General features: G+C 69.6%; 14 protein-coding genes and 2 tRNA genes. 5 read left to right on the top strand and 11 right to left on the bottom strand.

What is annotated here, in order from left to right:
• Window positions 1-32: 32 nt before the first annotated feature.
• Window positions 33-170: a hypothetical protein gene (locus tag ACFPN9_RS02580; protein ID WP_156446667.1), complete on the bottom strand. Its 138-nt coding sequence runs from the start codon at window positions 168-170 to the stop codon at window positions 33-35.
• A 137-nt stretch (window positions 171-307) separates the two neighbouring features.
• On the opposite strand from ACFPN9_RS02580, the gene ACFPN9_RS02585 reads away from it, so the two are divergent.
• Complete coding sequence (locus ACFPN9_RS02585; RefSeq protein WP_066725410.1) at window positions 308-961, top strand: hypothetical protein; 654 nt, start codon at window positions 308-310, stop codon at window positions 959-961.
• A gap of 66 nt (window positions 962-1027) precedes the next feature.
• On the opposite strand, the gene ACFPN9_RS02590 is transcribed toward ACFPN9_RS02585, so the two are convergent.
• Window positions 1028-1104: transfer RNA gene (locus ACFPN9_RS02590), tRNA-Pro, on the bottom strand.
• A 204-nt stretch (window positions 1105-1308) separates the two neighbouring features.
• On the opposite strand from ACFPN9_RS02590, the gene ACFPN9_RS02595 reads away from it, so the two are divergent.
• The 3 genes from ACFPN9_RS02595 (at window position 1309) to ACFPN9_RS02605 (ending at window position 2686) form a co-directional block, all read left to right on the top strand.
• Window positions 1309-1383 (top strand) — tRNA-Gln (locus ACFPN9_RS02595).
• A gap of 85 nt (window positions 1384-1468) precedes the next feature.
• Window positions 1469-2116, top strand: a complete 648-nt coding sequence (locus tag ACFPN9_RS02600; RefSeq protein WP_066725408.1) for a CDP-alcohol phosphatidyltransferase family protein — start codon at window positions 1469-1471, stop codon at window positions 2114-2116.
• A gap of 87 nt (window positions 2117-2203) precedes the next feature.
• Complete coding sequence (locus ACFPN9_RS02605) at window positions 2204-2686, top strand: TspO/MBR family protein (protein WP_066725406.1); 483 nt, start codon at window positions 2204-2206, stop codon at window positions 2684-2686.
• Between the two features lie 8 nt (window positions 2687-2694).
• Here ACFPN9_RS02605 and hemC read toward each other — a convergent pair whose 3' ends face one another.
• From hemC to ACFPN9_RS02625, 4 genes are all read right to left on the bottom strand, one after another.
• Window positions 2695-3639 carry a hydroxymethylbilane synthase gene (gene hemC / locus ACFPN9_RS02610; protein ID WP_066725403.1) on the bottom strand — a complete coding sequence of 315 codons (945 nt, stop codon included), beginning with the start codon at window positions 3637-3639 and terminating at the stop codon, window positions 2695-2697.
• A gap of 173 nt (window positions 3640-3812) precedes the next feature.
• The gene (gene chlG, locus ACFPN9_RS02615; protein WP_066725401.1) at window positions 3813-4739 is read right to left on the bottom strand and encodes a chlorophyll synthase ChlG; all 927 of its coding nucleotides are present in this window, start codon (window positions 4737-4739) and stop codon (window positions 3813-3815) included.
• The gene (locus ACFPN9_RS02620) at window positions 4736-8500 is read right to left on the bottom strand and encodes a magnesium chelatase subunit H (protein WP_377815217.1); all 3765 of its coding nucleotides are present in this window, start codon (window positions 8498-8500) and stop codon (window positions 4736-4738) included. Before ACFPN9_RS02620 ends, chlG begins: the two co-directional genes overlap by 4 nt.
• A 1-nt stretch (window position 8501) precedes the next feature.
• Window positions 8502-8732 carry a hypothetical protein gene (locus ACFPN9_RS02625; RefSeq protein ID WP_068203531.1) on the bottom strand — a complete coding sequence of 77 codons (231 nt, stop codon included), beginning with the start codon at window positions 8730-8732 and terminating at the stop codon, window positions 8502-8504.
• A 418-nt stretch (window positions 8733-9150) separates the two neighbouring features.
• Here ACFPN9_RS02625 and ppsR (ACFPN9_RS02630) point away from each other — a divergent pair, with 418 nt between their 5' ends.
• Complete coding sequence (ppsR, locus tag ACFPN9_RS02630) at window positions 9151-10590, top strand: transcriptional regulator PpsR (protein WP_210173043.1); 1440 nt, start codon at window positions 9151-9153, stop codon at window positions 10588-10590.
• Between the two features lie 15 nt (window positions 10591-10605).
• On the opposite strand, the gene ACFPN9_RS02635 is transcribed toward ppsR (ACFPN9_RS02630), so the two are convergent.
• The 5 genes from ACFPN9_RS02635 to ACFPN9_RS02655 all read right to left on the bottom strand — a co-directional run bounded on the left by ACFPN9_RS02635 (window position 10606) and on the right by ACFPN9_RS02655 (window position 16065).
• A complete protein-coding gene (locus ACFPN9_RS02635; protein WP_066719079.1) occupies window positions 10606-10875 on the bottom strand; it encodes a hypothetical protein in 270 nt (89 codons plus the stop codon).
• Window positions 10875-12089: a geranylgeranyl diphosphate reductase gene (locus ACFPN9_RS02640; protein ID WP_066719090.1), complete on the bottom strand. Its 1215-nt coding sequence runs from the start codon at window positions 12087-12089 to the stop codon at window positions 10875-10877. The genes ACFPN9_RS02635 and ACFPN9_RS02640 overlap by 1 nt, the downstream gene beginning before the upstream one ends.
• Window positions 12090-12094: 5 nt before the next feature.
• Window positions 12095-13435 (bottom strand): BCD family MFS transporter, encoded by a 1341-nt coding sequence (locus ACFPN9_RS02645; protein WP_066719083.1) that lies wholly within the window; start codon window positions 13433-13435, stop codon window positions 12095-12097.
• Window positions 13436-13628: 193 nt separating this feature from the next.
• Window positions 13629-15083 (bottom strand): transcriptional regulator PpsR, encoded by a 1455-nt coding sequence (ppsR, locus tag ACFPN9_RS02650; RefSeq protein WP_082735478.1) that lies wholly within the window; start codon window positions 15081-15083, stop codon window positions 13629-13631.
• A gap of 73 nt (window positions 15084-15156) precedes the next feature.
• Window positions 15157-16065, bottom strand: a complete 909-nt coding sequence (locus tag ACFPN9_RS02655) for a cobalamin B12-binding domain-containing protein (RefSeq protein WP_082735477.1) — start codon at window positions 16063-16065, stop codon at window positions 15157-15159.
• Between the last annotated feature and the right edge of the window lie 158 nt (window positions 16066-16223).

Below are 16223 nucleotides of genomic sequence, written 5' to 3' on the forward strand. Positions count from 1 at the left end.
TCCGGCTGGTTTCCTGATTCGGTGGGAGTGGCTCAGCCCTGTGGCGTCGAACTCGTGCAGACCTTCTGGTCCGGCCCGGTGAAGAAGGGACCGAGATTGCCGCATTTGTCGCAGCCCGCGAGCAGGGTCGCGAGGCCGAGGATGCCGAGGAGCTGGAAAGCGCGCTTCATGATGATGCCCGTGATGCTGTCCGCCGTTTCTAGAGCCTCGTTGGGCAAATGACCATCGCAGGCGCCAGAGCCTGCTCTCTTGCCGCCTCCGCCATCGACAGCGATGATCCCCGGAGACGACCTCGCTGGGGAAAACAATGATCGCGCGCCTCGTCCTCGCTGTGACGGCCCTCGCGATGGCGCCCGGTCCAGCAGCCCTCGCCCAGGATCGCACCGTGCCGGTCCGGTTCCAGCCCGGCGCGACCGCAGCCACCGTCAAGGGCTCGATCCGGGGCGACCGGGGACTCAACTACACCTTCGAGACGGTCGCCGGGCAGACGCTGCAGGTGCTGTTCACGCCCTCGAACCGCTCCTGCACCCTCAACGTCTACGCGCCGGGCGCCGACGAGGCGGTCCATGTCGGCTCGGTCGCCGGCAACGCATTCGCGCAGGCGGCGACGCGGGCCGGGACCTATCGCGCGCAGGTTTCCCTGATGAGGAACGCGGCCCGCCGCAACGAGACCTGCCGCCACACCCTGTCGATCGAGATCACCGGCCGAGCGGCCGGGAGCAGCGCGGGCGGCTCGGACGCGAGGCTCCGCGACCGCTGCCGGGCCGAGGCGGCGCCGATGTACGGCGTCAGCCCGCGCCGGATCGCGCTCGCAGCACGCGTCGGGCCCTCGGCCGAGGGCGGCTTTCAGATCGACGGCACCGTCGACAAGGGCCGCGAGGGCGTCAAGAAGCTGCGCTGTCTCTTCACGCGGGAGCGCGGCTTCGACCGCGTGATGGCGATGACGCCGGACGGGCGCTGACGACCGCCAAAGAAAAAGGCCCGTGAGGGCCTGTCTCCGAACGTCTTGCGATGTCCCGGGAAATTTTGGTCGGAGTGGCAGGATTTGAACCTGCGACCCCCTCGTCCCGAACGAGGTGCTCTACCAGGCTGAGCCACACTCCGATCAACTGGTTGCGGGCTTATAGCCAGCGCCGCGGCGCGGCGCAACAGGCGCGGCGGCCTTGCGTGACGAATTATCCGCACGCTCTCCCCGCGCCTCGGCTCGCGCGGGTCTGGAGCCCCCGCCGCAGCCGAGGCCGGCGGGCCTCTCGCGACGATCTGGCTGGTTGCGCGCGCCCCCGCCGCGTTCTAGAAGGCGCGGCGCGTTGGGGCGTCGCCAAGCGGTAAGGCAGCGGTTTTTGGTACCGCCATGCGGAGGTTCGAATCCTCCCGCCCCAGCCAGCCTTCGCGCCTGGCAGCGGGCCCATGTCCCGCACCGGCTGCTCGGGCTGGCCGAGCGTTTTCACCGCTGGCGGCGAGGCTGACCGTGCTGGACCGCTTCCTCCTCCCCGTCGTCAGGATCGTCCTGCAGCCGGCCGCAGCGGCGCTGGCGCGGCGCGGCGTCGCGGCGGACGCCCTGACCTGCACGGGCTTCGTCATCGGCCTCGCAGCCGTGCCGGCGCTGGCCCTGCGGCTCTATGGGTGGGCGCTCACCGCGATCCTGGTCAGCCGGCTGTTCGACGCGCTCGACGGGGCCGTGGCGCGACTCGCCGGCCCGACCGAGCGCGGCGCCTTTCTCGACATCACCCTCGACTTCGCCTTCTATGGCAGCATTCCGCTCGGCTTCGCGCTCGCCGACCCAGCGCAGAACGCGCTGCCGGCGGCGCTGCTGCTGGCGGCCTTCATGGGCACGGGCTCGAGCTTTCTCGCCTTCGCCGTCATCGCCGCCAAGCGCGGGATGAGCAGCGAGGTCTATCCGCAGAAGGGCATCTACTACCTGACCGGTCTCACCGAAGGCACCGAGACCATCGCGGCCCTGGTCCTGATGTGCCTCTTCCCCGGCTCCTTCGCACTCTTCGCCTGCGTCTTCGCCGGCGCCTGCCTGGTGACCACCCTCACCCGGCTGCGGCAGGGCTGGGTTGTCTTCGGCCCGGCATCGGGCGCCCGCGGGCGCCGGACAGGCGAGGGAGACTGAGAGCATGGCACCGCCGTCTTTCCGCGCAAGCCGGCCCGGCGATGTGCTAGCGTCGCATCCTCTGCCTGCGGGCGCCGGATCTGGCCGATGAATGCGATGGATGGATGGGGTCTGGCGGGATTCGTCGCGGCTTGCGTCGCCGTCGCGAGTTCAGGGGCGATCTTCAAACCGGGCGATTGGTATGAGGGACTGGCCAAGCCCTGGTGGCGCCCGCCGAACTGGCTCTTTCCGCCGGCCTGGACGCTGCTCTACTGCCTGATCGCGGCCTCCGGCTGGCTGGTCTGGCGCAAGGCCGGTTTTGCCGGCGCGGCGCTGCCGCTCGCCGTCTATGGCGTGCAGCTCCTGCTCAATGCGATGTGGTCGGGGGTATTCTTCGGCCTGCGCCGGATGGACCTCGCCTTCGTCAACGTCGTCGCGCTCTGGCTCTCGATCGTCGCGCTGATCGTGCTCTTCGCGCCGATCGATTCGCTCGCCGCCTGGCTGCTCGTGCCCTATCTCGCCTGGGTCAGCTTCGCCGCCCTGCTCAACTTCACCGTCTGGCGGATGAACCCGGACGCCGCACGCAGCTGACGGCGCCCTCAGGCGCCGACATATTTGAAATGAGCGCCCACGCTGCGATAGGACGCCTCCAGCACGTCGACGCCGCCGGCCAGCCGCAGCGCCTCCGCCGTCGCGAGACCCAGCTCTACCGCCTCATGGCCCGGCCGCTCATCGTGGGCGGTGATCCGCTGCGAGCCGTCATGCGCGGTGATCTGGGCATGCAGCCGCAGCCGGCCGCCCTCCCAGGTCGTGCTCGCCCCCACCGGCAGGCTGCAGCCGGCGCCGAGCGCATGCAGCAGCGCGCGCTCGCAATCGACCTCGGCGCGCGCCTTGGGGTCCTCGATGTCCTTCAGCATCGCGAGCAGGGTCGTGTCCTCGGCCCGCGCCTGGACGCCGAGAGCGCCCTGCCCGATCGCATAGGGAAACAGGATCGGATCGAGCAGCTCGGAGGTCGCGCCGTCCAGGCCCAGCCGTTGCAGACCGGCCTGCGCTAGGATCACCGCGTCGAGCCCGTCATCGCCGTTGATCTTGGCGAGCCGCGGCCCGACATTGCCGCGGATCGGCACGACCTCGACATCCGGCCGCAGGCTCAGGATCTGCGAGCGCCGCCGGAGCGACCCCGTGCCGACACGCGCGCCCTGCGGCAGCGCGGCGAGGCTCGCGCCGCAGAGCACGTCGCGCGGATCGACCCGCTCGGGCACCGCCGCCAGCACCAGCCCCTCGCGCAGCGTCGTCGGCAGGTCCTTCAGCGAATGCACGACGATGTCGACCTCGCCCGAAGTGAGCTGGTCCTCATGCTCGGTCGAGAACACGCCGATGATCCCGAACTGGTGGAACTCGGAGACGCGGTCCTTGTCGGCGATCGTGGCGATCGGATGCAGCGAGAATTCGGTATCGGGATGCTTCGCCTTGATCAGCGAGGCGATGTAATTCGTCTGCGCGATGGCGAGGGGGCTGCGTCGCGTGCCGATTTTCACGAGCATGATGGGGCTGACCTGGCCTGGCGGCCGGGGCCGCGCATGGGGACGGAAGAACCACTCGCGGCGGCCGCGGCCGTGCGATGGGATGATCTGGTTTTACGGGGCGCCGCGACGATTGGCGACCCGAAAGATGGTGCCCGGTGGAGGGAAGACGAAGCCGGCGTCACGCGGGCGCCTCAAGGCCCCGCCGGCAGGCTGCGGATGGCGATGGCCGCGGCCATCATGCCCGAGACGAAGAGCGGCACGCCGAAGCCGCTGTAGAACAGCGCCTTGCCGATGGGATCGCGCAGGAAGCGCGCCATCAGGAGGGCCTGCGCCGCGAGCAGGCCTGCGACGATCGCCGCCTGCAGCGGCCGCTGCCAGTGGAGCAGCAGCGCGATGACGCCGACCTGCGGCAGCGCCATGGCGAGGCAGGCGGCCTTGGCCGCGCCCGCAGCCCCGAGCAGCACGGGTAGCGAGCGGATCCCCATCTGCCGGTCGCCCTCCATCGCCTTGAAGTCGTTCAGCGTCATGATGCCGTGGGCGCCGAGGCTGTAGAGCAGCGCCAGCAGCAGCACCGGCACCGGCGGCAGCGCGCCGCCGAGCATCACCGCCGCCCCCGTCACCCAGGCCAGCCCCTCATAGGAGAAGCCGCAAGCGGCATTACCGAGCCAGCCGTTGCGCTTGAGCCGCAAGGGCGGCGCGCTGTAGGCCCAGGCGAGAAAGAGCCCGAGGCAGGTCGCGATGAGCACCCAGGCGCCGAGCAGCGAGGCGACCGCCAGCGACAGCACGCTCCACAGCGCGGCGATGTAGAGTCCCCAGCGCCCGGGGATGCGGCCCGAAGGGATCGGCCGGTGCGGCTCGTTGATCGCGTCGACCTCGCGGTCGTGCCAGTCGTTGATCGCCTGGCTCATCGCGCAGACCAGCGGGCCGGCGAGCAGGATGCCGAGCAGTGCGACGGGGGCGTTCGCCATCAGCGGCACGCCGGACGACACCACTCCGCAGGCGAAGGCCCACATCGGCGGGAACCAGGTGATCGGCTTCAGCAGTTCGAGCACGGCCGACGGCGCCGGATAGATTGCCGCGCCGGCGCCGGGGCGGAGCGTGGCGCCGGTCTCGCTCACGCCGCCGCCTCCAGCCCGATGCCTTCGAGACGGTCTTCCAGCGCGTCGCCGGCCTCCTGCAGCGCGGCCAGCGTCGCCGCGTCGGGCTGCCAGTATTGCCGCGCCTGCGCCTCGATCAGCCGGTTGGCGAGCTTGGCGGAGGCCGTCGGGTTCAAGGCCGCGAGCCGCTCGCGCATGGCGGGGTCGAGCAGATAGGTTTCGGTCAGCTTCTGGTAGACCCAGGGCTCGACCTGGCCCGTCGTCGCCGACCAGCCCATGGTGTTGGTGACATGGGTCTCGATCTGCCGCACGCCCTCATAGCCGTGCTTGAGCATGCCCTCATACCATTTCGGGTTGAGCACGCGGGTGCGCGTCTCCAGCGAAACCTGCTCGGACAGCGTGCGAACCGTGCCCTCACCCCGGGTCTGGTCGCCGATATAGACCGGCGTCGCCGCGCCCCCCTTGGCCCGGCGGACGGCGCGGCTGATGCCGCCCAGCGTGTCGAAATAGTTGTCGACCGTGGTGACGCCGAGCTCGACCGAATCGAGATTCTGATAGGCGAGTTCGACGCCGCCCAGCACGCTGCGCAGCAACTCGGGCTGCTGCACCGCCCGCCCGCCCCGGCCATAGGCGAAGCCCTTGCGGCGGCTGTAGGTCTCGGCCAGTTCGTCCTCGTCCTGCCAGCGCCCGCTCTCGACGAGATTGTTGACGTTGGAGCCATAGGCGCCCTCGGCATTGCCGAAGACGCGCAGCGCCGCGGTCTCGAGGTCGCAGCCATGCTCGGCCTGGTAGGCGAGCGCATGCTTCCGCACGAAGTTGCTCTCGGGCGGCTCGTCGGCCGAGGCTGCGAGGAAGGCCGCTTCCGCCAGCAGCCGGATCTGCAGCGGCAGCAGGTCGCGGAAGATGCCCGAGACCGAGATCACGACGTCGATGCGCGGCCGGCCCAGTGTCTCCGGCGGCAAGAGCTGCGCGCCCGCCAGCCGGCCATAGCCGTCGAAGCGCGGCTCGGCGCCCATCAGCGCCAACGCCTGGGCGATCGGCCCGCCCTCGGTCTTGAGATTGTCGGTGCCCCAGAGCACCAGAGCCACCGTCTCCGGCAGGGCGTGGCCGTCCGCGACATGCCGGTCGAGTAGCCTGGCGGCCTGCCGCGCGCCGTCGCGCACCGCATAGGCGCTCGGAATGCGGAAGGGATCGAACCCGTGCAGGTTGCGCCCCGTCGGCAGCACGGCCGGCGTCCGCAAGAGGTCCCCGCCCGGCGCCGGTCGGATGAAGCGTCCATCCAGAGCCCGCAGCAGCCCGTCGAGTTCGTGGTCGCGAGCCAGCAGGGCATCCGTCGCCGCGAGCTCGGCGAGCCCGGCCAGAACGCCGGCCTCCGGCTCCGCACCCGCCGCCCGCAACGCCTGCTCCGGGCTCAACCCGGCCACCAGCCCTTCGACGACGGCCCGCGCCGGCCTGACGCCGGAACCAGAGTCGACGATCGCCATCAGCATATCGGTGCGCTCAGCCTGCGAGAGCGGCTCGCCGACGACGTGCAGCCCGTGAGGGATCAGCGTGTATTCGAGTTCCAGCACCGCCTCGGTGAGCTTGCCGATTCGGCCATGGCGCTCCTCGCCGCTCCACTCCGGCTCGGCCAGCGCCAGATCGAGCGCCGCGGCCTGCGCCTGGATCAGCATCGCCAACTCCGCCGCCTCGCGCATCTCGTCGGGCGCAAGCCCACGCCAGCGGTCGAGCGAGCCCTTGAGCTCGATCAGCCCGCGATAGAGCCCGGCCGAGGCGACCGGCGGCGTCAGATAGCTGACGAGGGTCGCCGCCCCACGGCGCTTGGCGAGCGCGCCTTCGGACGGGTTGTTGGCGGCATAAAGATAGATGTTGGGCAGGTCGCCGATCAGCCGGTCCGGCCAGCACTGGGCCGAGAGTCCCGTCTGCTTGCCCGGCATGAACTCGAGCGCGCCATGCGTGCCGAAATGCAGCACGGCATCGGCCCCGAAATCCTCCCGCATCCAGCGATAGAAGGCCGAGAAGGCATGCGTCGGCGCGAAGCCCTTCTCGAAGAGCAGCCGCATCGGGTCGCCCTCATAGCCGAAGCCGGGCTGGATGCCGACGAAAACATTGCCGAAGCGCTCGCCCAGCACGAACAGGGAGGCTCCGTCGCTCTGCTGGCGGCCCGGGGCGGGGCCCCATTGCGCCTCGATCTCGGACAGCCAGCGCTCGCGCCGGATATGGTCCGCCGCGCCGATACGGACATGGACATTCGCCATCGCGCCATGGCGCGCGGCATTGCCCTGGATGATCGCCTCGCGCAGCGCCTCGACGCTGGCGGGCATCTCCACGGCATAGCCCTCGCGCTGCAGGGCACCGAGCGTCCGGTGGAGCGATTCGAACACGGAGAGATAGGCTGCCGTGCCGGTGTTGCCCGCATTGGGCGGGAAATTGAACAGCACGATGCCGATCTTGCGCTCGGCGCGGCTGCGCCGCCGCAGCGTCACCAGCTTCTCGACCCGCGCCGCCAGCGTCTCCGCCCGCTCGGCGCAGACATGCATGTCGCGCTGGCCCTCGCTGGCCGGGAAGGTGCAGGCGCGGGCGCAGCCGCTGCATCGGCCCGGCTGGTCCGTGCGTCCACCGAAGACGATCGGACCGGTCGCTCCGTCGAGCTCCGGGATCGCGATCATGATCGTCGACTCGACCGGAAGCAGGCCGCGATCGGAGGCGCCCCATTGGTCGAGCGTCTGGAACTCGGCCGGATGGGCGGCGATGTAGGGCACGTCGAGCCGCGCCAGCACGTCCTGAGCAGCGGCGGCGTCGTTGTAGGCGGGCCCGCCGACCAGGGAGAACCCGGTCAGCGAGACCAGCGCGTCGACCACCGGCCGGCCGTCGCGGACGAGAAAGGCGTCGATCGCCTCGCGCGCATCGAGACCGGTGGCGAAGACCGGCAGCACCGAGAGACCCCTGGCCTCGAGGCTGCGGATCACGCCGTCGTAATGCGCCGCATTGCCCGCCAGCACATAGGAGCGCAGCACCAGCAGCCCGACGGTCCCCTTGGCTCCGGGCATGGCCGGCAGCGCCTGCGGATCGGTGCCGACGCGCCCCGGCAGAGCGGGATGATAGATGCCGGTCTCGGGATAATCGACCGGCTTGCCGACCTTCAGCGAACCGCGCAGGACACGCCGCGGCCCGTCGGCATAGCGGTCGACCAGCAGCCTGACGAGATTGGCGATGTTCTCCTCGGAGCCCGCCAGCCAGTATTGCAGCGCCAGGAAATAGGCGCGCACGTCCTGAGCGGTGCCGGGAATGAAGCGCAGGATCTGCGGCAACCGGCGCAGCATCTTCATCTGCCCCGCGCCGCCGCTGGCGGCCTTGCCCTTGCTGCCGCGCAGGCGCTTGAGCAGAGCCATGGGCCCGCTCTGCGGTCCGTCCATGCGGAACCGCCCGACACGGGTGAGCTTGGTGACCTCCCCGGCCGACATCAGGCAGATCATCGCGTCGCAATGCTCGCGCCGCGCCTGCAGCGCCGGCACCAGCGGCAGGAAATGGTCTTCCATGAACAGCATCGTGGCGATGACGATGTCGGCGCCCGCGACGGCCTCCTGGCAGCGTGCGAGCAGGCGCGGATCGGCCGACCATTCGGAGGCCGCATGCACGCTGAGCTCGAGCCCGGGAAGATCGCGCGTCAGCGCCGCCTGGGCGCGGACCGTCGCGCTGGCGACATGCGTGTCCATGGTGACGATGACGACGCGGATCGGCGTCGCGCCGTCGGCCCGGTGCTGCGCGCCCGGCGCGACCATGTCACGACCGCTCGTTTGCGGAGACTGCGGCACCGCCTTCCGGCTCCGGGACGATGCTGGCGGAGTCGGACATCCGCCAGCCCAGCATTCTTCGCGTCGGGCAGGCGTGGAGGGCGTCGTAGAGCGGTTCGCGACGCGCCACCGCTCCCCTCGCCGCACCGGAAAAGGCGGATGGCACCGTGTTCGCGCTGCGGGAAGAGACCGGCCGGCTCAGTTCTGCGTGAAACGTCATGGGACGCCTCCTGCCAACGCCGACAACCGGATGGCGGTTGCGCTCGCGGCAAAGACGAGGCTCGCTCCGCACGCCGCATATGTCAAGTTTGATTGACGATCGATCGTGCTCAATGTGTATATTTATCTTTACATCCCGACATCTTGCGCTACTTTCCCTCAACGGGATCGGTTCGCGGCGGCGCTCATCGGCAAAGCCGCACAGGCGCGTGACCCCTGCCGGTGTAGCCGGCACCAAACGGCATCGTCTCAGGGTCGGGCTCGGTATTGCGAGACGGCGAAACGCCGTCATCGGCAAGGCCGGATCCGTTTTGAGGGGCTGGGGGCGAGATCAGGACAATGCCGCCAGCGCCGGCCGTTCCGGCGCTCGGATTAGCCTTCCGTCCATGCCGGCCGACAACGGAACGGGCCTCGTTGCCATGTCTTCTCCGCCGCCCCGGGAGCCCAGCACGCAGTCACCCGCCGAGCCATGGCCGGCAGGCGAAGCCGATCTCGCGCGCGCCGTCGCCGAGGCTGCAGCCGATATCCTGCTGACGATCGACGGCGACGGCATCATCCGCTCCGCGACCGGCAGCACCCTGCCGAGGCTCGCTCCGGGAAAAGGCTGGATCGGCCGCGCCTTCGCGGATGTCGTGGCGACGGACAGCCGGGCCAAGGCCGCAGGCCTCGCCGCCGGCGGCGATCCACGCCTGATGGGAGCCGCCGAGCTCAACCATCTCCGGACCGACGGCAGCTTCTGGCCCTTCAGTTACCGGGTGATCGCCCCTGCGGACAGGGGCCTGCGTTGCCTCGTCGGACGGGATCTGGCGGGAGTTGCGGCGCTTCAGCAGAACCTGCTGGAGGCGCAGCAGGCGATGGAGCGCGAATATGCGCGGCTGCGGCTCGCGGAAACGCGTTATCGCATGATCTTCCGCTCCGCCCCAGAACCGATTGTCATCGCCGAGGCCGCGACGCTGAGGCTGGTGGAAGCCAACCCAGCCGCCCTTGATGAACTCGGCCTGCGGGCGGATCGTCTGGCGGGCGTGTCGCTGACCTCTCTTTTTTCGCCGCTGAGCGGCGACGCGCTCGCATCCGTCCTGGCCGCCGCGCGCCATTCCGGCGAAGCCGCCGAGATCGAGGTCGCTCGTGCGGGTACCACGCGCCGGACCTCCATCCGTGCCATTGCCTTCCGCCAGGATGGCGCGGTGCATCTGCTCGTCCGCCTCGGGATCACCCCGTCAGACGGCGCCGGCGTCGCGACCGACCCGGCGCTGCGCCACGTCCACGGCATGGTCGAGCAGACGCCCGATGGCTGCGTCATCATGAGCCCGGACCGGCTGGTGCTCCACGCCAATCGGGCTTTCCTCGAACTGGCCCAGCTCTCCTCGCGCCATCAGGCACTGGGAGAGCCACTGGACCGCTGGCTCGGCCGGCCTGGCATCGATTTGCCGCTGATCCAGGGCACGCTCGCCGATCACGGCGTCGTCCGCAATTTCCCGACGATCATCCGCGGCGCCTTCGGCAGCGTCGAGGCCGTGGAACTGTCGGCGGTCACGGCCTGGACCGGCGAAACGGGCTCGACCGGCCTGATCATCCGCAGCAAGGGCGCCCAGCTCGCCGCACCGCAGCCACAGCGCGGCCCGGCCCTGCCGCGCTCGGTCGAGCAGCTGTCTCAACTCGTCGGCAGCGTTCCGCTCAAGGACATCGTGCGCGAGACCAGCGACGTCATCGAGAAGCTCTGCATCGAATCGGCGCTCGATCTCAGCCGGGACAACCGCGCGGCCGCTGCCCAGATGCTAGGCCTCAGCCGCCAGGGCTTCTATGCGAAGCTGCGGCGCCACGGGCTCGGCGCCCTCGTTGATCAGGACGAGCCGGCCTGACGCGCCGCGTCGTCCTCAGCGTGGGCCATGCCGCCGCAGCCGCAGCACCAGATCCGCGACATGGGCGAGGCCGCCGAAGCTGAGCGCCGCCAGCGTCAGGGCCGGCGCCGCCCCGGCCAGCGCACTGCGCAACGCCAGCAGCAGCCCGAGGCCGGACAGCACGGTCGACAACAACCCCGCACACGATGCGCCAGGGCGGCGCAGAGACAGCCCGATCAACAGCAGCTCGACGGCGATGATGGCGAGCGCCAGATCGACGACGCTCGCGAGCCCAGGCAGCGCCATCAGCGCGCCATGCCGAGCAGATGGCTGAGATCGTTGAAGAAGACCCTGACATGGGCCATGAACTTGCCGCGCACCAGCTGCTTGTTCATGTAGGAATCCCAGGTCAGCTTCTGCACGTCCGGGTTGCGGCACAGCTTCACGAACTGCTCGCGGCGCTTGTCGTTCCGATACCAGATCCACTGCATCAGGCCGAGAATCCAGAAGACCCGGCCGTGATCGGCCATGAAGCGCTTGCGGGCGGTAGCGAGCGCGCGGGCATCGCCGGTCTTCAGCGCGAGCTGGACGGCCTCGCCCGCCAGCCGCCCGCCCAGCATGGCATAGTAGATGCCCTCGCCCGAGGCCGGCGCGACCACCCCGGCGGCATCGCCCGCCAGCAGGACGTCGCGGCCATTGTCCCACTTCTTCAGAGGCTTCATCGGGATCGGCGCGCCCTCGCGGCGGATCGTCTCGGCGCCTTCGAGCCCCGCCTCGCGGCGCAGCACGGCAACCGCGTCCTTGAGCGAAAAACCTTTATGGGCGCTGCCGGTGCCGATGCTGGCCGTGCCGCCATGCGGGAAAATCCAGCCGTAGAAATCGGGCGAGATCCGCCCCTGATAGACCACATCGCAACGCTTGCCGTCATAGCCGCCGCCGGCCTGGGTCGGGACGCGGACGATCTCGTGATAGGCGAAGACGAAAGGCGGGCGCTTGCTGCCGGGCATCGCCGCGCGCGCCAGCGGCGAGTTCGCGCCGTCGGCGCCGATCACCATCCGCGCCCGCAGGCTGAGCGGCGCCTCGCCGTCCCGCGGCCGCAGATGCAGCCGCGCCGTCCCGTCGGGATCGCGCTCGAACCGTTCGAACGTCGCGGTGATGCGCCGTGCGCCCGACTGGGCCGCGCGCTCCCGCAGCCACTCGTCGAAAGGCTCGCGATCGACCATGCCGACATAGCCGTCGTCGATCGGCATATCGACGCTGGTCGCCGAAGGCGCGACCATGCGGGCGCAGGCGATGCGGGCGACGATCTGCGAGGGTGGGATGGCGAAATCGCGGATCGCCCGTGGCGGGATCGCGCCACCGCAGGGCTTGATCCGTCCCGCCCGGTCGATCAGCACGACGCTGTGTCCCGCACGGGCAAGGTCGTCGGCTGCCGTCGCTCCCGCAGGCCCGCCGCCGACGACGGCGACGTCATAGGTCATCTCCGATTCGTCATGCAGAGGCGGCTGGACCTGATTCATCGCGGTCACCCTGGGTTGGGAAGGAGAAGTCCGTCACCGTCGCGCGTTGTGCGGCGCTCGCGCTGTGTCGCCTGCCGTGCCACCGCCAGCGCGAGGGCGGCCGAGACGACGAACAGCAGGGCCTCGACGGCGAAGACGCCGGAATAGGCTAAGGCCGGCGTGCCCGTGACATGCCGTGCGAGATCGGTGGCGCCGGCGCCGCAGAGGCCGCCGAGCCCGAAGGCGACGCCCTGGGCCGCACCCCAGAGCCCCATCCGCACGCCCTGCCGTTCGGAGCGGCCCTCGCCAACGAGGCGCATCATCGAACCGATCGCCGCCACCGCATAAGCGCCGTTGGCGAGGCCCAGCGCGAAGACCGTACCGCGCAGAGGAAAGCTTGCCCCTGCGAAGGGCGACAGGGCGAGCCCGGCCAGCGCCAGCGCCGAGGCGAGGCAGCCGCCGACGGCCCAGAGCCGCAGCGAACCGGCTCGCGCTCCGGCCAGCGTCGTGACGACGGCGACGAGCACCATCCCCGTCAGCACGCCGCCGTTCTGGACGCCGGCGAGCCGCGTGCTCTCACCCGGCGTGAAGCCGAAGACGGTTCCCGCGAAAGGCTCGAGGATCAGGTCCTGCGCGCTGTAGGCGATCATCGAGACGAAGATGAAGATGGCGAAGAGCCGGGCCTGCGGCTCGTCCCAGACCTCCCGCAGGGCCATGCGGAAGCTCGTGTCGCCAGAGGCCACCGGCTCGTCAGGTGCAGCGGCGCGGGCTTCAGTTTCCACGCCCCGGACCGCCAGCACGGTCACGGTGAGCGCGATCGCGCTGACCGCGCCGGAGATGGCGACGAGCCGCGCTGTCGAGAACGGATCGAGCAGATGGCCGACCAGCCCGGCCGTGACGATGAATCCGGCGATCATCATCACCCAGACGACGGTCGCCGCGGCCGGCCGCCGTGCATCGGCAACCCGGCGCGAGAGCAGGATCAGCAGGCAGGTGCCGCTGGCGCCAACCCCCATGCCGATCGCCGCGAAGGAGAAGGCCGCGAGCAGGACGCCGGGCCAGAAGGCGCTTCCCATCAGGGCGGTCGCGACGGCGGCGCCGAAGCCGCCGAGCGCCAGCACCGCCATGCCGCCGAGGATCCAAGGCGTCAGCCGTCCGCCAACGTCTGAACCGTGCCCCCAGCGCGGTCGCAGGATCTGAACCGCGTAATGCAGTGCAACCAGAAGCCCCGGCAGCACCGCCGGCAGCGCCAGTTCGACGACCATGACGCGGTTGATGGTGGAGGTGGTGAGAACGACGATGGCGCCGATCGCCGTCTGGACGAGCCCGAGACGGACGATCCCGAACCAGCCCAGCGGCGCACTCATCGCGCAGCCCCTGATCGACATCCGGGGCACGGCGACCGCCCGGCGCGAGAGCGCGGACTGCGGGTCTGAACAGCTGCGGGTGGCGAGCGCTTCATAGACCGAAGGCTAGGCCCGCATACCAAAACCGTCAATCAAAATTGACAAATCAGGAAGCCAAAGAGCGTCAACTAAAATTGACGCCGCCGCCCCTTCGTCAGTTCAGATCGCTGCCATCGTCCTCGCCATCGTCGAGATCGCCAAGGCCGTGACGGCGCAGCTTGGCGTAGAAACTCTGGCGGCTGAGGCCGAGCATGTTGGCAGCGGAAGCGCGGTTGTCCTTGCTCAGCTCGAGCGCCGCTTCGATGCAGAGCTTCTCGATGACGTCCGTGGTCTCGCGCACGAGTTCGCGCAGCGAGACGCGCCCCACCAACTCCGTCAGATGCTCGACCGAGCGCGGAAGCCCGCGGCCGCGTTGGCCGGCCAGCGCATTGCGGACACCGAGGCTGCGGATGACGAAGCCATAGGACGGCGTCGACCCGCTCAGGGCCGGCACCGCCGAGATCTCGACCTCCTCGACCGTCCCGAACTGGCCGCGGACGATGGTGTTGAAGTTGCGGACCACGCCGTGCTCCGTCAGCGTCACCATCAGCAGCTGCAGATCGATGCCGGGGCGCCCGAGCCACATGTCGAGAGGCTCGCCGAGGGCCTGATGCTTGCTCGAGAGCTGTGCGAGATCGAGGAAGGCCCGGTTCGCCTCGAGGATTTTCAGCTCGGGGCTGATGACGACGAAGCCGTCGGGTAGGTGCTCGAGCAGGCCGAGAATGCGGCTTTCGAAACCTGAGCCGGCTGAGCCCTCGCCGGCGAGCGGCGTCAGGCGGATCAGCAGATAGCCGGCCTGATCCTGGCGGAAGGCCGAGGCCAGCGCGCGGAAGCGCTTCCCGCCGGAGGCCAACGCGATCTCCGTCTCGTCGGCGCGGCCGGTCGCCTGCACCGTCCGCAGCATGCCCTGAAGCGCTTCGCCGCTCTCCGGCGCCAGCCCCGCCAGGATCGAGGTATTGGTCAGCTTGTCGGCCGGCAGTTCGAGGTGCTGCTGCGCCGCGGGATTGGCCTCCACCACGCGCAGCTGCGTCGCCTCGACGATGACCACCGGCTCCGACGTCAGATGGAACAGCATGCGGTAGCGCGTCTCCGCCATGCGCAGCCGCGCATATTCGCGCTCCATCGCCTGCTGCGCTTCGACCAGCTGCTGCTGCAGATGGGCGAGGTTGCGCAGATCGCGCCCCAACGCGACGATCGTCCCGTCCTGGCCGACCTGCATCGCCGAATAGCGCACCGGCAGATCCGTCCCGCCCGGCAGCGGATGATTGAGTTCCCGAAACTGGATGGCCGCCTCGTCGGCAGCGCCCTTGAGCAGATCCTGCACCTTGGGCCGGCTCTCGACCGAAACCACCTCCGTCCAGGGCCGTCCGATCCAGGAGCGGCAATCCTCGCGGCGAAGCTCCGGCGTCCCCAAAGACACATCGACGATCACGCCCTCACGGTCGAGCACGAGAGCGATGTCGCTGGAGGCGGTGATCAGGCTGCCGGCGGTTTCCGGCGCGAGTCTGCCGAGCCAGCCCGACTGACCCTTGAACCCCAGTGTAGGCGTCTGCGGCGCGAAGACATCCATAGCGACGAAAACCCGGTTCCTGGCTGTGACGGGCGTCGAGCAAGCGTGAAGCTGATAAAGGCCCAGCCGGTCTTCAACAAGGCATCTTTTTGCCGTCGATCATGAGATCGATCTGGCGGACCGCATCTGCCGCATCGCGAACACCGAGATCGGCACCCAGCGAGACAGCCAGCTCCGGATTGGTCGAGAACAGATTGCCGCCAAGCATGATGCGGACGTCGCGATTGAGCGCAGTCGCCCGCACCGCCTCGACGATCGCCGCAACGCCCGCCGCGGCGACCTCGCCGCTGGCCGAGAGGCCGACGACGTCGAACCAACTGTTGCGGACATGGCCGAGCAGGATCGCCCGCGACGGCAGGAATTCGGACTGCACCTGCCAGCCCGCCCGGCGGAAGAACTCTTCCACCACAGCGAGGCCGAAGGTATGCTGCTCGCCCGGGACGACAGCCAGGAGCATTCGCCCGCGATCGAGTTCGGGAGCCGGCGCCAGTTCGAAATCAGGCCCGTAGACGCGCAGCAATTGTTGCAGCCGCGACAGCCCGACCGTGACATCGACGAAACTGCAGCGGTCCTGCTCCCACAGCACGCCGAGATGGCGCGCCGTCGATGACAGAACCGTGGTGATGATCGCTTCGGCCGTCAGCCCGCGGTCCCGCAGCGCATCGAGATGCGCCCGCGCCGCCGAGAGCGGCTTGTGGACGATCATTTCGGCGAAGACCGCGATGTCGCTGTCGTCAATGACGATGGTCGCCTGAGGCTCGCTCTTGGCGCCAGCCGAGCCGGGCGCCCGATGCGCGAGCATCAGCCTCGGAATGATCTCGGCCTCGATGGTGCGAGCGAGATCGGCTCTCAGTCCGGGCACTGCGGCGGGACCAAGACCGTCGAGGGGACACCACTCCGCCCCGGGCAGGTCGCGTCGCGCGGCCTGGTCCTCGGAGTAGGTCGATCGAGCAGCCAGGAAAGCGCGTCCCGAGTCAGGCATGAGGTCACCTCCCTCAGGCAACCGTCCGATCCAGCCAGGAACTCTGTCGGTCCTGTTACGGGTCGTGTCCCATAGCGTGGTGTAGCTGACGGTGGTCACCGGCGATTGCCGGTTAGGTTTGGGTTGTGAACGCCAACCCTGAACCGAGAGATCCCCGA

The sequence above is a fragment of the Allobosea massiliensis genome (assembly GCF_042655245.1).
GTDB lineage: Bacteria > Pseudomonadota > Alphaproteobacteria > Rhizobiales > Beijerinckiaceae > Allobosea > Allobosea massiliensis.